Genomic DNA, 16404 nt, shown 5'->3' with positions numbered 1-16404 from the left:
AAGTGGAGCGCCCGCAGCGAAGCGAGGACGAACGACCTTGACGCGCGCAGCGCAGACGGCCACACTCACGCGGCGGGAAACGGGGGAACCCCAACCCAGGCCCCAGGCCCCAGACCCCACACCGGAATTAACCAACAGCATCCTGAACCTCCGGCCCCCGGACCTCGCCGCCTCGAACCGCCCCACCTCAGCCCGTGTTGCGTTCGAAGACCAGCCGCAGGCCGATCAGGGTGAGCCAGGGCTCGTGGACGTCGACCGTCTCGCACTCGCCCACCACCGTCGAGGCCAGGCCGCCGGTGGCCACCACGGTGACGTCGTCCGGGTTGTCAGTGAGCTCGCCGACCATGCGGTCGACGATCCCGTCCACCTGACCGGCGAAACCGAAGACGATTCCCGAACGCAGCGCCTCCGTGGTGTTCTTGGCGATGGCCGCGCGCGGCTTGACGATCTCCACCATGTGCAGCTGAGCCCCGCGCCGGGAGAGGGCGTCCACCGAGATGTCGATCCCCGGGGCGATGGCCCCGCCCACGTACTCGCCCTTGACGCTGACCGCGTCGAAGGTGGTCGCGGTGCCGAAGTCCACCACCACGCTCGGCCCCCCGTAGAGGTGGCTGGCGGCCAGCGCGTTGATGATCCGGTCGCTGCCCACTTCCTTGGGGTTGTCCATCCGGATCGGCACGCCCGTCTTCACACCGGGTTCGACAATCACCGCGGGCAGGTCACCGAAGTGACGGCGGAACATGTCCCGCATCTCGTGCTGGACGGAGGGGACCGAGCAGCACATCGCGATGCCTTCGACCTCGGTCAGGTTGCTCAGGGAGCTACCGTCGATGAGCCCGCGCAGGACCACGGCCCACTCGTCCGCCGTGCGCCTGGTGTCGGTTCCCACCCGCCAGTGTTCGAGAAGGTCGTCGGCCTCGAACAGACCAAGGACCGTCTCGGAGTTACCGACGTCGATCGCGAGCAGCATTCTGGGGGCCTCACTGGTCGAATTGGTGTGTACCAAAGGAATCTTCCACCAAGTGGGCCGATCACAACAGGTCGAGCGCGATATCCAGTGCCGGGCTGGAGTGCGTGAGCGCGCCGACGGCCAGGTAGTCCACACCCGTGCGGGCGACGTCGGCGGCGACGTCGAGAGTGAGTCCGCCGCTGGACTCCAGCCGGGCCCGGCCGTTGACCAGGGCCACCGCCTCGGTCAGCTGCTCCACAGTGAAGTTGTCGAGCAGGATCTCCTCGGCCCCGGCGGCCAGCGCGTCCTCGATCTGGTCGATCCGGTCCACCTCGACCTCCAGCGGAAGGTCGGGGAAGCGCTCGCGGATGGCGCGGACCGCCGCGCCCACTCCCCCGGCGGCGACCACGTGGTTGTCCTTGATCAGTCCGGCGTCGCTGAGGCTGTAGCGGTGGTTGACCCCGCCGCCGCAGCGCACCGCGTACTTGTCGAGGGCGCGCAGCCCCGGGGTGGTCTTTCGGCTGTCCCGAATGCGCGCTCCGGTCCCGACCACCGCGTCCGTCCAGGTGCGGGTGGCGGTGGCGATGCCGGACATGTGGGTGAGCAGGTTCAGCGCGGTGCGCTCCGCGGTGAGCAGGTCGCGGGTGCGGGCGGTGACGGTCATGAGGACGTCGCCGCGCTTGACGGAGTCACCGTCCGACGCCTGCCGGGAGACCTCCAGGGCGCCCTCGGCGACCAGCCAGAAGACGAGCTCGGCGAGGGGGAGGCCGCTGACGGTGCCGTCTGCGCGAGCCACCACGTGGGCGGTACGGACCTGGTCGGCGGGGATGGTCGCCACCGTGGTGACGTCGATGCGCGGGCCCGCGGTGAGGTCCTCGGCCAGGGCGCGGCGGACGGTGTCCACGTGGGACTGGTGCGGGGCGGTCCACGGGAGGGTGAACTCGGCGCGCGCCTCGACGTGCCCTTCGCTTGGGGCCTCCGGCCGGGCGAGGGGGAAGGCGATGGTGTCGAGCTCGGCCACGAGGGCGGGCGGGAGGGAGGGCTGCCAGGTCTCGTCGGTGGTCACGATCGAGTCCCCTTCCAGTCGGACGACCACGGGCCGCACGCGCAGCTCGGGTCGGGGTTCGGGTGCGTCGGCGCGCTGGTGGGAGCCCCGGCTCTCGGTGCGGTGCCGGGCGGCGGCGGCCACGAGGCGGGCCACGGTGAGCAGGTTGGTGGCCTCCCAGGCGGCGACGTCGGGGGCGACGTGCTCGGCGGGGGCTGCCAGGTCGTCGAGCCGGGCCACGAGTTCGGCCAGGCCCTCGCCGGTGCGCAGGACCCCGGCGTCGCGGGACATCAGGGTACGGACCGTGGCGGAGGTGGCCGGGTCGACCAACGGTGTGGTCATGCCCAGGGGCTGCGCCTCACCCGAATCCCGTGCCGGGGCGTCGGCCAGCCGGGTGGCGATCCGATCGGCGTAGACCAGTCCCTCCAGCAGGGAGTTCGAGGCCAGGCGGTTGGCCCCGTGCACGCCGGTGCGGGCGACCTCGCCGACGGCCCACAGGCCGGGGACCCCGGTGCGGCCGTCGATGTCGACCTCCACGCCGCCGGAGGCGTAGTGCGCGGCCGGGGCGACCGGGATGGTCCGGTCGAGCGGGTCGATGCCGTGGGCGCGGCAGGAGGCCAGGATGGTCGGGAACCGCTTCTCCCAGGTGGCCCGGCCGAAGTGGCGGGTCTCCAGGTAGACGTGATCGGTGTCCTGCTCGGCCATGGTTCGGGCGATGGTGCGGGCCACGACGTCGCGCGGGGCGAGGTCGCCGAGCTCGTGCACCCCTTCCATGATCCGATGACCCTCGGCGTCCACGAGGTAGGCGCCCTCGCCGCGCAGGGCCTCGGAGACGAGCGGCTGGCGGCCGCGCGCGTCCGGGCCCAGCCACAGGACCGTGGGGTGGAACTGGATGAACTCCAGGTCGCGCAGGCGGGCCCCGGCCCGGGCGGCCAGGGCGAGCCCGTCCCCGGTGGACACGGGCGGGTTGGTGGTGGCGGCGAAGACCTGCCCCATGCCGCCGGTGGCCAGCACGACCGCGGGGGCCAGGACGGCGCCGACGCCGTCGCGCTTCCCCTCACCCATGACGTGCAGGGTGGCGCCGTGCACCGCGCCGCTGCCCGGGTCGCGCAGGGCGTCCAGGGCGATGGCGTGCTCGACGACCTCGACGCGCTCCTCGGCCAGGACGGCCTGGACCAGGGCGCGCTGGATCTCGGCGCCGGTGGCGTCACCGCCCGCGTGGGCCACCCGGTCGGCGCGGTGACCGCCCTCGCGGGTCAGGGAGAGCTCGCCGTCGTCGTCACGGTCGAACTCCGCGCCCAGGCCGATCAGCCAGCGCAGGGCGTCGGGGCCCTCGGTGGCCAGAACGTTGACCGCGTGGGGGTCGCACAGTCCGGCCCCGGCCAGGAGGGTGTCGACCATGTGGGCGACCGGCCCGTCCTCGGGCGCCATGGCCGCGGCGATACCGCCCTGGGCGTAGGCGGTGGAGCCGGTGGAGAGCCGGTCCTTGGTGACCAGGACGACCCGGCCCGACCCGGTGCGCCGCACGTAGCGCAGGGCGGTGCTCAAACCCGCGATCCCCGAACCGACCACCGCGACGTCGGCGCGGACGGCCCAACTGGGTTCGGGGGCCTCGATCCGGGTCTGTCCGGCAGAGCTCATCTGGGGTCTCTTTCCGCGAGGGTGACCGACACGTTGTCGATGAGTCGGGTGGTGCCCACCCGGGCGGCGACGGCCAGGACGGCCTCGCCCCGGTGGTCGGCGGGGGCGTCGGCGAAGGTGGCCGGGTCGACCAGCGCCAGGTAGTCGAGCTCGACCGGAGGGGTGGCCTCGGCGGCCTCGTCCAGGACGGCGCGAGCCGCTTCGCGGACGGCCTCGGCGCCCGCGGGCGCGGCCTCGGCGCCCGTGCGCAGGGCCCGGGACAGGGCCAGGGCACTGGTGCGCTGGGCGGCGTCAAGGAAGACGTTGCGGCTGGAGGAGGCCAGGCCGTCGGGGTCGCGCAGGGTGGGGGCGCCGACGATCTCCACGGGCAGGTTCAGGTCGGCGACCAGGCGGCGGACCAGGGCGATCTGCTGGGCGTCCTTGGCACCGAAGACGGCGAAATCCGGGCGGACCAGGTTGAACAGCTTGGAGACCACGGTGAGCACACCGGTGAAGTGGCCGGGGCGGGAGGCGCCCTCCAGGCGTTCGCCCATGGCGCCCGCGTCGACGGTGACCATCTGCGGAAGCGGGTACATGGTGGCGACCTCAGGGGCGAAGACCACGTCCACGTCCTCCTCACCGCACAGCGCGGTGTCGCCGGGCAGGTCGCGCGGGTAGCGGTCCAGGTCCTCGTTCGGGCCGAACTGGAGCGGGTTGACGAAGATGCTGACCACCACGGTGTCGGCCTGTTCACGGGCCAGCCGCATGAGGGTGCGGTGGCCGCCGTGCAGGGCTCCCATGGTGGGGACCAGGCCCACCCGGCCCGCGTCGGCCAGGGCCCGGCGCAGTTCCGCGGGCGTGCGGACGACGGCGGGAGCGCCAGCTGGCCTGCCCGAGGATCCGGGCGGAGCGGTTTCGGTCATGGTTCTCTCCTTGCTGGTCTGCCTGGGCCGCATCGTGTCCGGGCCGGTGCCCGGTACCCGTGCGTCCGCCGGTGCCGCGGGACACTGAGGACAGTGAGGGCAGTGAGGGCAGTGAGAATCGTGCTGGTCGCGGTGGGCGGTCAGCGCCGCAGGACGTCCAACAGGCGTGCGGCGTCCTCGGGTTTGAGCATCCCCGCGTTGATGGCGCGGTCGGCGGTGAGCCGGGCGAGCTCGACGTAGCTGGCCACGCTCTCGGGCGCGGTCTCGCGCAGCTGCTCCACGTGTCCGGCCACGGTTCCGGCGTCACCGCGCAGAACGGGCCCGCTGAGGCCGTGGATGCCCAGGCGCAGGGCGTTGTCCAGGGCGGCGCTGAGCATGGGTGCGAGCATCCGGCCCGGTTCGGGAACCCCGGCCGCACTGAGCAGGGAGGCGCTGTCGGCGACCAGGGTGACCAGGTGGTTGGCCCCGCCCGCGAGGGCCGCGTGGTAGAGGGTGCGCTTGTCCTCGGCGATCCACACCGGCTCGGCGCCCATCTCGACCACCAGGGCCTCGGCGATGGGGCGGAGCTGTTCGGGCGCGGTCACACCGAAGGCACAGTTGGCGAGCCTGTCGATGTCCTCGTCCCGGCCGGTGAAGGTCATCGCCGGATGCAGGGCCAGAGGGAGGGCCCCGGCGATGGTGGCGGGGGCGAGGATCCCGTAGCCGTGGGCGCCGCTGGCGTGCACGATGATCTTGCCGCGCAGGTCGGTGCCGGTGGCGGCCAGGCCCTCGACCAGGTCGGGGAGGGCGTCGTCGGGGACCGTCAGCAGAACGAGGTCACTGGCTTCGGCCACCTGGGCGGGTTCGAGGATCCGCGCGCCGGGCAGGCGTCCCTCGACCCTGGCGACCGAGGCTTCGGAGACCGCCGAGGCGGCCACGACCTTGTGTCCGGCCCGCGCCAAGGCGTTGCCGAGGGCTGAGCCGACCCGGCCGGCCCCGACGACGCCGACGCGCAGGCGCGCGGGGCGCGCCTCTGTCGTCTCCATGTTCCGTGTCCCCTCATAGTCCGGTGCGTCCGCTTCTCCCCGCACCGTCTGAGCACACGATAGCCCTCCCGGACCGGTGACCAGCCGCCCCGCCCCCGGCGGAGGGTTCGGGCACAGGTCGGAATCGGGTAGGCGGGTCGGGTCACCCGACCCGCCTCCCACACCACCAGGCATGCGGGCCCGCACCTGGCGGTTCGTCAAGCCGTCTCAGACGACGACCGGCCCGGCCATCAAGGCCCGGACCCATGGATCCAGCTCTTGGGAACTGCGCCGTGGCCGCCTACGCACCAGCATGAAGCAGCTCTGAGGGAATGCACCCTCTCCGCCCCACGGTGGACCGGCTCTCAGACCGGCTTACAGCGATCATTACGACCCAACCGAGCAAGCCCCCTCCTTCTGCTCCACTCGACGTTCAGCCCTTCCTGACCTGCCGGTCAGTACTATGGCCTCTGCTGACTTCTGCCTGGTCAGACCCACCCTTGCGAGCGGACCCGTCGGCGCAGCGACAACTCAGCAAACCGACACCCAGACAGACCTCCCCGGATAAGAACAGCCACTTTCCCCCTACGCCTGCCGTGTTTACACCCCGACCGTCTTGACGGTGACGGGCTTCGCCATCCGTGGCTGGCTCACCCCGGTCGGACTGCCTCATACACGGTTCGTGTTCCTCAGTGCAGGGTTTCGCCTCGGGCTTCCTTCCGACCCCACCTCGCGATGACGCCGTTGCCTCCGGCTCGCGGTTGGCACCATCTCCTCCCGCAAGGGACTTTCACCCTCAAGCAACTGCCCATGCCGGGCGTACCACGCGAACGGGGGTGGGCACCGTCGCCCACCCCCGCGGGTGTCCACCGCACCCCTCTCGTCAGAGGGGACCCGGCAACTAGTTCTGGATGATCACCCCGGAGTTGACGCAGGAGCCCAGGGACTGGCCGAGGACGGCGTTGGAGTTGCCGCAGCCTTCGTTGGTGTTGTGCACGCCGTTGATGTAGGAGATGTTCCCGCTGGCGTTGGAGCCGTTGCCGGAGGTCCAGGCACCAGCGTGCGCCGCGGCCGGGGCGGCGGAGAGGAGGACCCCGGCGGAGGCGAGGACCACGGCACCGGCGGCGAGCGTCTTCTTCAGCACTACTTTGTCTCCTTCAATATCCGGGCGGGGGACCGTCCGGATTCGCAGTGACTCTACGGTGGCGCCCGGGGGCGCCGAGAAAGAAATTACCGACGCGGAAGCCTCATGAACATGCCCTGAACTGCATTGATCACAGAAAATCCACCCATGCTCACACTGGGTGCCAGAACACCACGGGCGGGTTCCGGACAAAGGCGGTGAGTTCGGCACTCCCGACGTGCGCGCAGCGTCACCGCCCATCCGGGTTGCAGTCAGGCACCAATGCCGTTTCCGGGCGTGCACCCGATCTCCGAGCACGGACTGCGCCCCGAAAAACAGGGCGCGCCCCTGAAACACAGGCCGCACCCCTGAAACACAGGCCGCCCCCCTGAAACACAGAAAAGGGCGCCACTCCGTCGTCACAGAGTGGCGCCCCTTGCGCGAAAAGCTCGCTGACCCAGGCCGGGTCGGATCAGTCGGGACGTCTCCGACTGGACACCCCCGCCCGCCAGGGCCGGGAAGTCAGAGTGCCGCTAGTTCAGCACCTTGGCGTCGGAGTTGGTGCAGGAAGCACCGGCGACACCCAGGACGGCGATGGCGTTGCCGCAGACGTTGATCGGCACGTCCAGGTCGGCGACGATCTGGTTGCCGCCGAGGATGCTGCCGTTGCCGGAGGTGAAGACGTTGCTGTTGGCCATGGCCGGGGCGCCGGCGAACAGGACGCTGCCAGCGGCAGCGGCGATGGCCGTGGCGGCGAGAGCCTTCTTCAGCATGTGTTTCTCCCGTCGGACCGGAGAGCAGGGGTGCCAACCGGTCGATAACGTTGACGATGTGTATGACAGTGAACACTCAACGTGTTCACCACTATTTAGCCACACTCGGTCGCCGCACGTGACCAGAACGCGGAAGAATTTTGCAGCCCTGACCTGGAAGTATCACCATGAGTGAGCAGACATGTCGGACATGAAACCCATAACTGGAACCCCCTGGGCATCATTATGTGACACACGCCACACTCACCTCTCGGGGGTGTCACCCTTCAGATCCTCCGATTCCTCACCCTCGTACCGCTTGGTCACCGACTCTCCGTGCATGGTTGCCCGAGTCGCCCACCGTTCCGTGCCCGCCGAAGGCACTCTGGCCCGCCTTCCGTACTCCACCAGAGCGTCCAGGAACCGACGTCCCTGCACCGCTTCCCGGGCCGGGGCACGGGCCGCGACAGGCCCCGGAGGTGTGTCCACGTCGACGGTCACCCTCCCCCTGATCCGCGCGATCGGCCCCGCCGACAGCCGCAGCGTCTGCATCCGCTCGACCGGGACGATCTCCGTCACCCGGCAGAACAGCCCGCGCACGCTCACGAACAGCCGCTCGTCCGTCCCCGCCGCGGTCGACAGCAGAGCGCGGTTGACCACCAGCGGCACCATCGCGGCCTCGCTCTCCGGGAACAGCTCGTTCACCAGCGAATACGCCCGCCCGAGCGGTGCGACCGGGAGCAGGTCCGTGGAGTCACCCTGGCGCGCCCCCGCGTACCCGGCCACCGTCGCCTCGACCCTGGCCACGCCGAGGGCCCGCCACAGCAGCGGCTCGACCACGCGCACGGCCTGGACCCGGCCGGGCGGGACCGTCTGCATGCGGCGCTGGAACATCCCGTAACGCAGCCGCAGCCCGTCCGAGGACAGCGAAGCGTAGAAGTCCGTGTAGCGGGCCAGCGGGCCCCAGTAGTAGCGCAGCAGCCCGAGGAGGAGCGGGACGGCCCCGCCCAGCACCCCGGGTTCGAGGAACACCAGGAACGCCGTGACCAGCAGGAGCAGCAGGATGAAGGACAGCAGCACCGGCACCCGGAAGGTGAGCGCGCCCAGGAGCAGCAGGAAGGGGAGGCGGTAGAAGGGCCACTCAGGCGCCTCGGGCGAGCGGCCCGGCAGTCCGGCGGCGTGCGCCAGCACCGCCACCCGCAGCCGTTCGGCCACCTTCCGGCGCAGGCAGCGCAACCGGATGGCACTCCCGTCACCGCCGGCCAGCTCGATCCGCAGCTCCGCCAGCCCGAACACCTGCATCAGCAGGGGCTGCACCACGTCCACCGCCTGGAGACGGCTCAGCGGGATCTCCCGGGAACTGCGCATGAGCAGCCCGCTGTGCACGACCAGGTGGTCCTCGCGCAGCCCGAAGGAGCCGTACCACCAGGCGGGCAGGGCATAGGCGAGGGAGCCGAACACCACCGCGACGGCCAGTACGAGCACCCAGGCGAAGCCGAACTGGGTCAGGATCGGCCCGACCAGCGCCACGAACACCAGGGTGACCGCGATGACCTGGAACGGGATGATCAGCCAGTGCGCGCGGAAGACCCCGGTGGTGACGTCGGCGACCTGCTGGGGCCGCGGCGGCGGCATCGGCGGCGGCCCGCCCCGGGCGTGGGGCGGTGGCAGCATCGCGGGCCCCCAAACGGGCGGCTGGCCGGGCGGCGGTCCGGGAGGTCCAGGCTGCGGTCCGGGAGGCCGAGGAGGTCCGGACGGTTGAGGTCCCTGCTGCGGGGCCCCGTACGGCGGGGGCCCGGGATGCTGCGGCGGTCCGTGCACTTACAACCCCGTTGAGAAGCTCTCGCTGCGCGCCGCGAGCCGGTCGCGCAGCTGGACGGCATCGGCGAGCGGAAGCCCCACCACGCGCGTGTCCGCGGTGCTCGCGGCGGTCCGCACCCGCACGGTCGCGATCCCCAGAGCCTGTTCGAGCAGGTCGGCGGTGACGTCCACGACCTGCATCCGGCCGTAGGGGACCACCACCAGCTGACGGACCAGCACCCCGTAGGTGAGGTACAGCTCGGCGGAGGCCTCGGCGTACCCCCAGGACCGCTGGAAGCGCCCGGCCAGGAACCACAGGACGACGGCGGTCACCAGCAGCAGCCCCGCCCAGACCCCGGCGAGCAGTGGCTGGCCCCACAGGAGCAGAAGCAGCACGCCCCCGCCGCCCACCGCCAGGCAGGCCGCACCGGTCACCAGTCGGCGGTACCAGGCCAACGCGGTCGGAAGCCGCTGCCAGGGCGCGTCCGCGGGCGCGGCGAAGGCGTCGTCCATGGAGCCGACGTGGGCCTCGTCCGCGGCGTCCACGGGGCCGGGCCGCACCTGGAGCCCGTCCGCCGACCGCTCCGGCTCGCCCTCGGCCGGCCGCTCCCGGTTCTCTTCCACTCGCGGTGGTGTCGGTTCACTGGTGTCCACTGCCTCAGTCAACCATCAGCGGGCAAGCCCCGCCCGAACCGGCTCGGCCGCTCCCCCGCCCTCCCCCTCCCGTGATCTTGCCGCCAGAAGCGCTGTACCACCGAAAACCCAAGGCGCCGAACTTGCTACCAGTAGCAAGATCACGGCTCAGGCGGGGCCCGGCGTGTCGTCGCGGTCCTCTTCGTCGTTCTCCGGCACCCGGCAGGCGTACTCCAGGTAGAGGGCGGCGGCCAGCAGCAGTCCGGCGGCCAGAGCGGTGCCCAGCGCGGTGAGGAAGACCTCGCGGTGGCTGGGCAGGTCCAGCCGTTCGGTGACCGCGAGCGCCGTCCCCGCGAAGTACCCGAGGGCCAGCGAGGCGAACAGCGCGCTCGCCTTGGCCAGGGCCACCAGCCGGGCCGCGCTGAGCGGCTCGATCGGTTCGGTCCCCGGCTCCCGCCGGATGCGGCGTGCGGTGCGCCCGGCCGTGAAGGCCTCGGCGAAGGCGAGCAGCAGCAGGGTCGGGATCGCCGACCACGGCATCATCGGCAGACCGCTCACCGCATTGGTGACCAGCAGCCCGGCCATCGCGCCGATGAGTACCAGCAGAACCGGGACACGCCACCCGGTCGGGGTGAGCGTGCCCCCGCCCTCACCCGACACGCTCCGCCTCCCCCGGCAGCCGCAGCCGCAGGTCCTCCCGGCGCCTCAGCCGCTGTTCGCCGCCGGTGTCCGCTTCCTCCACCCCGGCAAGCAGGACGGCGACCGGGGCCCGGCCGGGCAGGACCGCGGCGGGGTCCGTGTCCAGCCAGGGGCGCAGAACGAACGCGCGCAGGTGGGCGCGCGGGTGCGGCAGGGTCAGCTCGGGGTCGTCGTCGGTCAGACCGCCGAAGGCGATCACGTCCACGTCCAGGGTGCGCGGCCCCCACCGGACCTCGCGGACCCGTTCGAAGGCGCGCTCCGCCGACTGCGCCAGCTCCAGCAGCTCCTTCGGCTCGCCCTCGGCGTCCACGACCAGGACGGCGTTGAGGAAGGATCCCTGTTCGGGCCCGCCCACCGGGGCGGTCTCGTAGACCGGCGACACCGCCACGGGCGTGACGCCCGCACCGGCCACCAGCAGGTCCACGGCGCCCTGGAGGGTCGCTATCCGGTCCCCGAGGTTGGACCCCAGGGAGAGCACCGCACGGGTGGCCTCCGACCTCACTGTTGCCCCCTCTTTCCCCGCGTGACGGTGACCGCCACGTCCGCGAACTCGTGCTCGATGGGGGCCGACGGCTTGTGCACCGTCAGCTCCACGCCCTCCACCAGCGGTTCGGCCAGGCACACCCCGGCCAGCCGCTCGGCGAGTTTCTCGATCAGGTTCACCGGCTCACCCGTGACCACCGCGACCAGTTTGTCGGCGAGCAGGCCGTAGTGCACGGTGTCGCCGACGTCGTCGCTGGCCGCGGCGGGCGCCGTGTCCAGGTGGAGCACGGCGTCGATCACGAAGTCCTGGCCCTCGCGGCGTTCGAAGTCGAACACCCCGTGGTGGCCCCGGGCGGTCAGGCCGCGGAGCTCGATGCGGTCCCGCATCAGTCCTCGGCCTCCGTCTCGTCGTCGTCCTCCATGAGCACCGGCGAGGCGTGGTGCGACCACAACCGCCACCCCTGCTCGGTGTCGACGAACAGGTTGGTGGTGACCACCTGCCCGCCCGCCACGAACCCGGGGCTGCCGTCCTCGGCCGTCAGCACGTTCTCCTCGCAGGTCACCATGGCGATGTCGCCGCCGACCCCGATGTGCGTCTCGGTGAGTACGTACTGGATGTAGGTCACGTTGGCCATGATCAGCGACCAGGCGCGCATGATCTCGGTGCGGCCGCGCAGCAGCGGCCAGCCGGGGTTGACGCACACCAGGTCGGGGGCCTCGTGCTCCTCCGCCCACACGGTGCGCATCAGGTCGATGTCGCCGTTCTCGATCGCGCTGTAGAACTGCGCGTTGGCCTCGGCGACGCGCTCCATGACCTCCTGACGGGACTTCACAGGCCGCTCCGGTTCACGGTTCGGTCCCGGCCCTCTTCGAGCGCGGCACCGCCGTCGACCCAGGCCGCGGCCACCCGCACCGCGTCGGCGTTGGACCGGACGTCGTGCACCCGCACCGCCCAGGCACCCCGGTCGGCGGAGAGCGTGGTCACCGCCGCGGTGGCCGCGTCGCACTCGACGAAGGGCCGGTCCTCGCCCTTGGCGTCACCGAGCAGCCGGCTCAGGAAGCGCTTGCGCGAACCCGCCACCAGGACGGGTCTGCCCAGTTCGTGGAACCGGTCGAGATGCTGGAGCAGCGCCCAGTTGTGCGCCTGTTCCGGACGCTTGGAGAATCCCAGCCCCGGGTCCAGAACGATCTGGCCGGGGTCGACACCTGCGCTGATCATGGCCTCCATACGGTCGCGGAGCTCATCGAGGACCTCCTGGACAACATCCGTGTACACGGCACGGCTCTGCATGTCATGACTATGCCCACGCCAGTGCATCAACACGTAGGCGACACCGGAAGAAGCGACGAGTCGGGCCATTTCCGGGTCGGCCAGGCCGCCGCTGACGTCGTTGACCAGAACCGCACCGGCCTCGACCGCGCTCGCGGCCACCTCGGCCCGCATGGTGTCGACGCTGACCGCGATCCCGCGCGCGGCGAGCTCACGCACCACCGGCTCGACCCGGCGCAGCTCCTCGGCGGCCGAGACCCGTTGGGCGCCGGGACGGGTGGACTCACCGCCCACGTCGACGAGGTCCGCGCCCTCCTCGACGAGGTGCAGGCCGTGCTCGATCGCACGCTCGGGGTCGAACCAGGACCCGCCGTCGGAGAAGGAGTCGGGGGTGACGTTCACGACCCCCATGACCAGGCACCGCCCGCGGTCGGGCAGCCCCGGAAGTGTGTGTTTCGACGCCATGCGCATCACCCTACGCGTACGCCGAGGGGCCGGGGGCACACGGCCCCCGGCCCCTCGGCGGGTGTTGTCAGAGTGTGTCCGGACGCCGTCGCGGCACCGGATCAGCGCTGTCGGATCAGTGCCTCCGGAGCAGCGCCTGTCCGGTTCAGCGCCGGTCCAAAATCAGGCTCATGGCCTCCGACCGGGTGCGGTCGCTGCTGCGGAAGATGCCCCGCACCGCGGAGGTGACCGTCTTGGCCCCCGGCTTGCGCACCCCGCGCATGGTCATGCACAGGTGCTCGGCCTCGACCACCACGATCACGCCGCGCGGGTCGAGGTGCTCCATGATCGCGTCCGAGACCTGGCCGGTGAGGCGTTCCTGGACCTGCGGGCGCCGAGCGTAGACGTCCACCAGCCGGGCGAGCTTGCTCAGCCCGGTGATGCGACCGTGCGCGCCCGGGATGTAGCCCACGTGCGCGACCCCGTAGAACGGCACGAGGTGGTGCTCGCAGGTCGAGTACAACTCGATGTCCTTGACCAGGACCATTTCCTCGTGGTCGGCCTCGAAGACCGTGGTGAGGACGTCACCGGGCTTCTGGCCGAGCCCGGCGAACTGCTCCTCATAGGCCCGGGCGACCCGCTCGGGGGTCTTGGTCAGGCCGTCGCGGTCCGGGTCCTCCCCGATCGCGATGAGGATCTCCCGAACCGCGCGGGCGATGCGCTCCCGGTCCACGCGTCTGGCGGGCAGGTCCTCGCTCACGCCTGGTCTCCTTCTGTGCTGGTGGACGGCCCCGTCGGAAGCTGGCCGTTGGTGGAAGAGCCCTGGATCTCGACGCCGTTCAGCGCGGCCAGCTCCTTCTTGGAGTGGACCGGGGGCCGGTTGGAGGGCATGCGCTTGCCGTAGCCGGTGTAGGAGCCACGCGAGGGGCGCTTGCGCACCGGCGCGAAGATCTCCAGCACCTGGCTCTTGGTGAGCGTCTCCTTCTCCAGCAGCTGCACGACCAGCTCGTCGAGCACGTCGCGGTACTCGACCAGGACCTCGTAGGCCTCGTCGTGCGCGGACTCGATGAGGCGGCGCACCTCCTCGTCGATGATGGAGGCGATCTCCTCGGAGTACTCGCGGGCGTGGGACATCTCCCGGCCCAGGAACGGCTCGGTGTTGCCGGAGCCGAACTTGCGGGCGCCCAGGCGCTCGCTCATGCCGTACTCGGTGACCATGTTGCGGGCCAGGTTGGTGGCCTTGTCGATGTCGTTGCCCGCGCCCGTGGTGGGCTCGTGGAAGACGAGTTCCTCGGCGGCGCGACCGCCGAGCATCATGGCCAGCTGGTCCATCATCTGCGAGCGCGAGGTGAGGAACTTGTCCTCGGTCGGCACCGACATCGTGTAGCCGAGTGCGCGGCCGCGCGGCAGGATCGTGATCTTGTGGACCGGGTCGGAGTTGGGCAGCGCGTGGCCGACCAGGGCGTGACCGCCCTCGTGGTAGGCGATGACCTTCTTCTCGCGGTCCGACATCACGCGGGTCTTGCGCTCGGGACCGGCCATCACGCGCTCGATGGCCTCCTCCAGCACCGCGTGGGTGATGACCTTGCTGTCCGCGCGGGCCGACAGCAGCGCGCCCTCGTTGATGACGTTGGACAGGTCCGCACCGGTCATCCCGGCGGTCTGGCGGGCGATGACGGTGAAGTCGACGTCGTCGGCCATCGGCTTGCCCTTGGCGTGGACGGCGAGGATCTCCCTGCGGCCGTCCATGTCCGGGCGGTCCACGACGATCTGACGGTCGAAGCGGCCCGGGCGCAGCAGGGCCGGGTCGAGGATGTCGGGGCGGTTGGTGGCGGCGATCAGGATCACACCGCCCTTGACGTCGAAGCCGTCCATCTCGACCAGCATCTGGTTGAGGGTCTGCTCGCGCTCGTCGTGCCCGCCGCCCATGCCGGCGCCGCGGTGGCGGCCGACGGCGTCGATCTCGTCGATGAAGATGATCGCGGGGGCGTTGGTCTTGGCCTGCTCGAAGAGGTCGCGCACCCGCGAGGCGCCCACACCGACGAACATCTCGACGAAGTCCGAACCGGAGATGGAGTAGAAGGGAACCCCGGCCTCACCGGCGACGGCGCGGGCCAGCAGGGTCTTACCGGTTCCGGGCGGCCCCATCAGCAGGACACCCTTGGGGATCTTGGCCCCCATCGCCTGGAACTTCTCCGGGCTCTGCAGGAACTCCTTGATCTCGTGGAGCTCCTCGATGGCCTCGTCCGCACCGGCCACGTCCTCGAAGGTGTTCTTCGGGGTGTCCTTGGTGATGAGCTTGGCCTTGGACTTGCCGAACTGCATCACCCGCGAGCCGCCGCCCTGCATCTGGCTGAAGATGAACCAGAAGATGAGGATGATGATGATCAGCGGCAGCAGGCTGAACAGGGCCGTGGTCCAGATCGGTGTGGTCGCGACCGAGACCTCGTAGGAGTCCAGGTTCCCGTCGGGGTTCTCGCTGGACTCCTGGAGCATGTTGGCCAGCTGGAGGCCCTGGCCCTCGACCCAGTAGGCCTCGTGGATGTCATCGCTGGTGTCGGTCAGCAGGATGCGCTGGTCACGGTCGATGATCTCGGCATTGTCCACCTGGTCCTGCTCGATGAGCTGGTAGACCGTCGAGATATCGGTTTCCTCGGGCTGCGGACCACCGCCCACGTCGAACACGCGGAAGCCGATGACGAGCATGAGGGCGACAGCCAGGATCCAGATCCACGGGCCGCGGAAAAAACGCTTCAGATTCATGTGAGCGGAACCCTGTCGGGTCCGTCCCTCCTGACCAGGCCGCCCGCCCCAGAGGACTTTCCGAAGCAGGACCTATCGGACACGTGCTCCCTGCGATGACGCCGGGATATTCGACGGTACACCTCGCCGCGCGGAGCGGGTACACCGCTCGGGCCGGGCAACGGGGCCGTCATGAAGGCAACGACGGCGACCCGTTCCGTTGTTCCCGCAGCGGTCGCCGCCGACGCCGCCGTGCCGGACCTCACGGGCCCGGCAGGGCGGCCGGAACGCTACTTCTCGTAGACGTGCGGGGCGAGGGTGCCGATGAACGGCAGGTTGCGGTACTTCTCGGCGTAGTCGAGCCCGTAGCCGATGATGAACTCGTTGGGCAGGTCGAAGCCGATGTACTTGACGTCGAGGTCGACGTCGAAGGCGAGCGGCTTGCGGACCATGGTGCAGATCTCCACGGACCTGGGGCCGCGCGACTTCAGGTTGCCCACCAGCCAGGAGAGGGTCAGACCGGAGTCGATGACGTCCTCGACGATCAGGACGTCACGGTCCTTGATGTCGGTCTCCAGGTCCTTGAGGATGCGCACCACGCCCGACGAGGTGGTTCCGGCCCCGTAGGAGGAGACGGCCATCCAGTCCATGGCGACGGGGCTGTGCAGCGCCCGCGCGAGGTCGGCCATGACCATGACCGCGCCCTTGAGCACTCCGACGATCAGCAGGTCCTTGCCCGCGTAGTCCGCGTCGATCTGCGCGCCCATCTCAACCAGGCGAGCCTTGATCTCTTCCTCGGTGACCAGGACCTTCTCCAGGTCCTGGCCCATGTCCTTAGCGTCCACGCTGATTCCTCGCTGCTGGGTTCCCCGTTTGCGGCAACCAGGATAAACGTGCCGAACGAGGTCACGGTGCCC

At 70.7% G+C, this 16404-nt stretch carries 16 protein-coding genes; all 16 read right to left on the bottom strand.

Features of this window, described 5'->3' with window-relative positions:
• Nucleotides 1–187: 187 nt before the first annotated feature.
• The 16 genes from NE857_RS04535 to hpt all read right to left on the bottom strand — a co-directional run bounded on the left by NE857_RS04535 (nucleotide 188) and on the right by hpt (nucleotide 16332).
• The gene (locus NE857_RS04535; protein WP_254421864.1) at nucleotides 188–970 is read right to left on the bottom strand and encodes a type III pantothenate kinase; all 783 of its coding nucleotides are present in this window, start codon (nucleotides 968–970) and stop codon (nucleotides 188–190) included.
• A 61-nt stretch (nucleotides 971–1031) separates the two neighbouring features.
• Entirely contained in the window at nucleotides 1032–3635 is a 2604-nt protein-coding gene (locus NE857_RS04530) for an L-aspartate oxidase (RefSeq protein ID WP_254419943.1), read from the bottom strand.
• Entirely contained in the window at nucleotides 3632–4537 is a 906-nt protein-coding gene (gene panC, locus NE857_RS04525; RefSeq protein WP_254419942.1) for a pantoate--beta-alanine ligase, read from the bottom strand. Before panC ends, NE857_RS04530 begins: the two co-directional genes overlap by 4 nt.
• Nucleotides 4538–4677: 140 nt before the next feature.
• Nucleotides 4678–5562 carry a Rossmann-like and DUF2520 domain-containing protein gene (locus tag NE857_RS04520; protein ID WP_254419941.1) on the bottom strand — a complete coding sequence of 295 codons (885 nt, stop codon included), beginning with the start codon at nucleotides 5560–5562 and terminating at the stop codon, nucleotides 4678–4680.
• Nucleotides 5563–6442: 880 nt separating this feature from the next.
• Complete coding sequence (locus NE857_RS04515) at nucleotides 6443–6685, bottom strand: hypothetical protein (RefSeq protein ID WP_017578786.1); 243 nt, start codon at nucleotides 6683–6685, stop codon at nucleotides 6443–6445.
• A gap of 512 nt (nucleotides 6686–7197) precedes the next feature.
• Nucleotides 7198–7437 (bottom strand): chaplin family protein, encoded by a 240-nt coding sequence (locus NE857_RS04510; RefSeq protein ID WP_017578787.1) that lies wholly within the window; start codon nucleotides 7435–7437, stop codon nucleotides 7198–7200.
• 243 nt (nucleotides 7438–7680) lie between these two features.
• Nucleotides 7681–9090, bottom strand: coding sequence for a PH domain-containing protein (locus tag NE857_RS04505; RefSeq protein ID WP_254419940.1), 1410 nt, complete (start codon nucleotides 9088–9090; stop codon nucleotides 7681–7683).
• Between the two features lie 147 nt (nucleotides 9091–9237).
• Nucleotides 9238–9729, bottom strand: coding sequence for a PH domain-containing protein (locus NE857_RS04495; RefSeq protein ID WP_254421863.1), 492 nt, complete (start codon nucleotides 9727–9729; stop codon nucleotides 9238–9240).
• 288 nt (nucleotides 9730–10017) lie between these two features.
• Entirely contained in the window at nucleotides 10018–10509 is a 492-nt protein-coding gene (locus NE857_RS04490; RefSeq protein WP_254419939.1) for a DUF3180 domain-containing protein, read from the bottom strand.
• Complete coding sequence (gene folK / locus NE857_RS04485; RefSeq protein WP_254419938.1) at nucleotides 10499–11050, bottom strand: 2-amino-4-hydroxy-6-hydroxymethyldihydropteridine diphosphokinase; 552 nt, start codon at nucleotides 11048–11050, stop codon at nucleotides 10499–10501. The genes NE857_RS04490 and folK overlap by 11 nt, the downstream gene beginning before the upstream one ends.
• Nucleotides 11047–11418 (bottom strand): dihydroneopterin aldolase, encoded by a 372-nt coding sequence (gene folB, locus NE857_RS04480; protein ID WP_254419937.1) that lies wholly within the window; start codon nucleotides 11416–11418, stop codon nucleotides 11047–11049. Before folB ends, folK begins: the two co-directional genes overlap by 4 nt.
• Nucleotides 11418–11864 carry a nuclear transport factor 2 family protein gene (locus tag NE857_RS04475; RefSeq protein WP_017578793.1) on the bottom strand — a complete coding sequence of 149 codons (447 nt, stop codon included), beginning with the start codon at nucleotides 11862–11864 and terminating at the stop codon, nucleotides 11418–11420. The genes folB and NE857_RS04475 overlap by 1 nt, the downstream gene beginning before the upstream one ends.
• The gene (gene folP, locus NE857_RS04470; RefSeq protein ID WP_254419936.1) at nucleotides 11861–12766 is read right to left on the bottom strand and encodes a dihydropteroate synthase; all 906 of its coding nucleotides are present in this window, start codon (nucleotides 12764–12766) and stop codon (nucleotides 11861–11863) included. The genes NE857_RS04475 and folP overlap by 4 nt, the downstream gene beginning before the upstream one ends.
• 145 nt (nucleotides 12767–12911) lie before the next feature.
• Nucleotides 12912–13505 carry a GTP cyclohydrolase I FolE gene (gene folE, locus NE857_RS04465; protein ID WP_254419935.1) on the bottom strand — a complete coding sequence of 198 codons (594 nt, stop codon included), beginning with the start codon at nucleotides 13503–13505 and terminating at the stop codon, nucleotides 12912–12914.
• Entirely contained in the window at nucleotides 13502–15508 is a 2007-nt protein-coding gene (ftsH, locus tag NE857_RS04460) for an ATP-dependent zinc metalloprotease FtsH (RefSeq protein ID WP_254419934.1), read from the bottom strand. Before ftsH ends, folE begins: the two co-directional genes overlap by 4 nt.
• 269 nt (nucleotides 15509–15777) lie before the next feature.
• Complete coding sequence (gene hpt / locus NE857_RS04455; protein ID WP_254419933.1) at nucleotides 15778–16332, bottom strand: hypoxanthine phosphoribosyltransferase; 555 nt, start codon at nucleotides 16330–16332, stop codon at nucleotides 15778–15780.
• Nucleotides 16333–16404: the final 72 nt, after the last annotated feature.

It is taken from the genome of Nocardiopsis exhalans, assembly GCF_024134545.1.
In the GTDB taxonomy this organism is placed as follows: Bacteria; Actinomycetota; Actinomycetes; order Streptosporangiales; family Streptosporangiaceae; genus Nocardiopsis; species Nocardiopsis exhalans.
The sequence above is the reverse complement of the archived record's forward strand: the minus strand, read 5'-3'. Positions and strand labels throughout refer to the sequence as shown.

Coding starts and splice junctions, on each gene's coding strand:
- NE857_RS04520 (WP_254419941.1), bottom strand. CDS start 5,562: ATGGAGACGACAGAGGCGCGCCCCGCGCGCCTGCGCGTCGGCGTCGTC.
- folB (WP_254419937.1), bottom strand. CDS start 11,418: ATGCGGGACCGCATCGAGCTCCGCGGCCTGACCGCCCGGGGCCACCAC.
- NE857_RS04530 (WP_254419943.1), bottom strand. CDS start 3,635: ATGAGCTCTGCCGGACAGACCCGGATCGAGGCCCCCGAACCCAGTTGG.
- NE857_RS04505 (WP_254419940.1), bottom strand. CDS start 9,090: ATGCTGCCACCGCCCCACGCCCGGGGCGGGCCGCCGCCGATGCCGCCG.
- panC (WP_254419942.1), bottom strand. CDS start 4,537: ATGACCGAAACCGCTCCGCCCGGATCCTCGGGCAGGCCAGCTGGCGCT.
- NE857_RS04535 (WP_254421864.1), bottom strand. CDS start 970: ATGCTGCTCGCGATCGACGTCGGTAACTCCGAGACGGTCCTTGGTCTG.
- NE857_RS04510 (WP_017578787.1), bottom strand. CDS start 7,437: ATGCTGAAGAAGGCTCTCGCCGCCACGGCCATCGCCGCTGCCGCTGGC.
- folP (WP_254419936.1), bottom strand. CDS start 12,766: ATGGCGTCGAAACACACACTTCCGGGGCTGCCCGACCGCGGGCGGTGC.
- NE857_RS04495 (WP_254421863.1), bottom strand. CDS start 9,729: ATGGACGACGCCTTCGCCGCGCCCGCGGACGCGCCCTGGCAGCGGCTT.
- ftsH (WP_254419934.1), bottom strand. CDS start 15,508: ATGAATCTGAAGCGTTTTTTCCGCGGCCCGTGGATCTGGATCCTGGCT.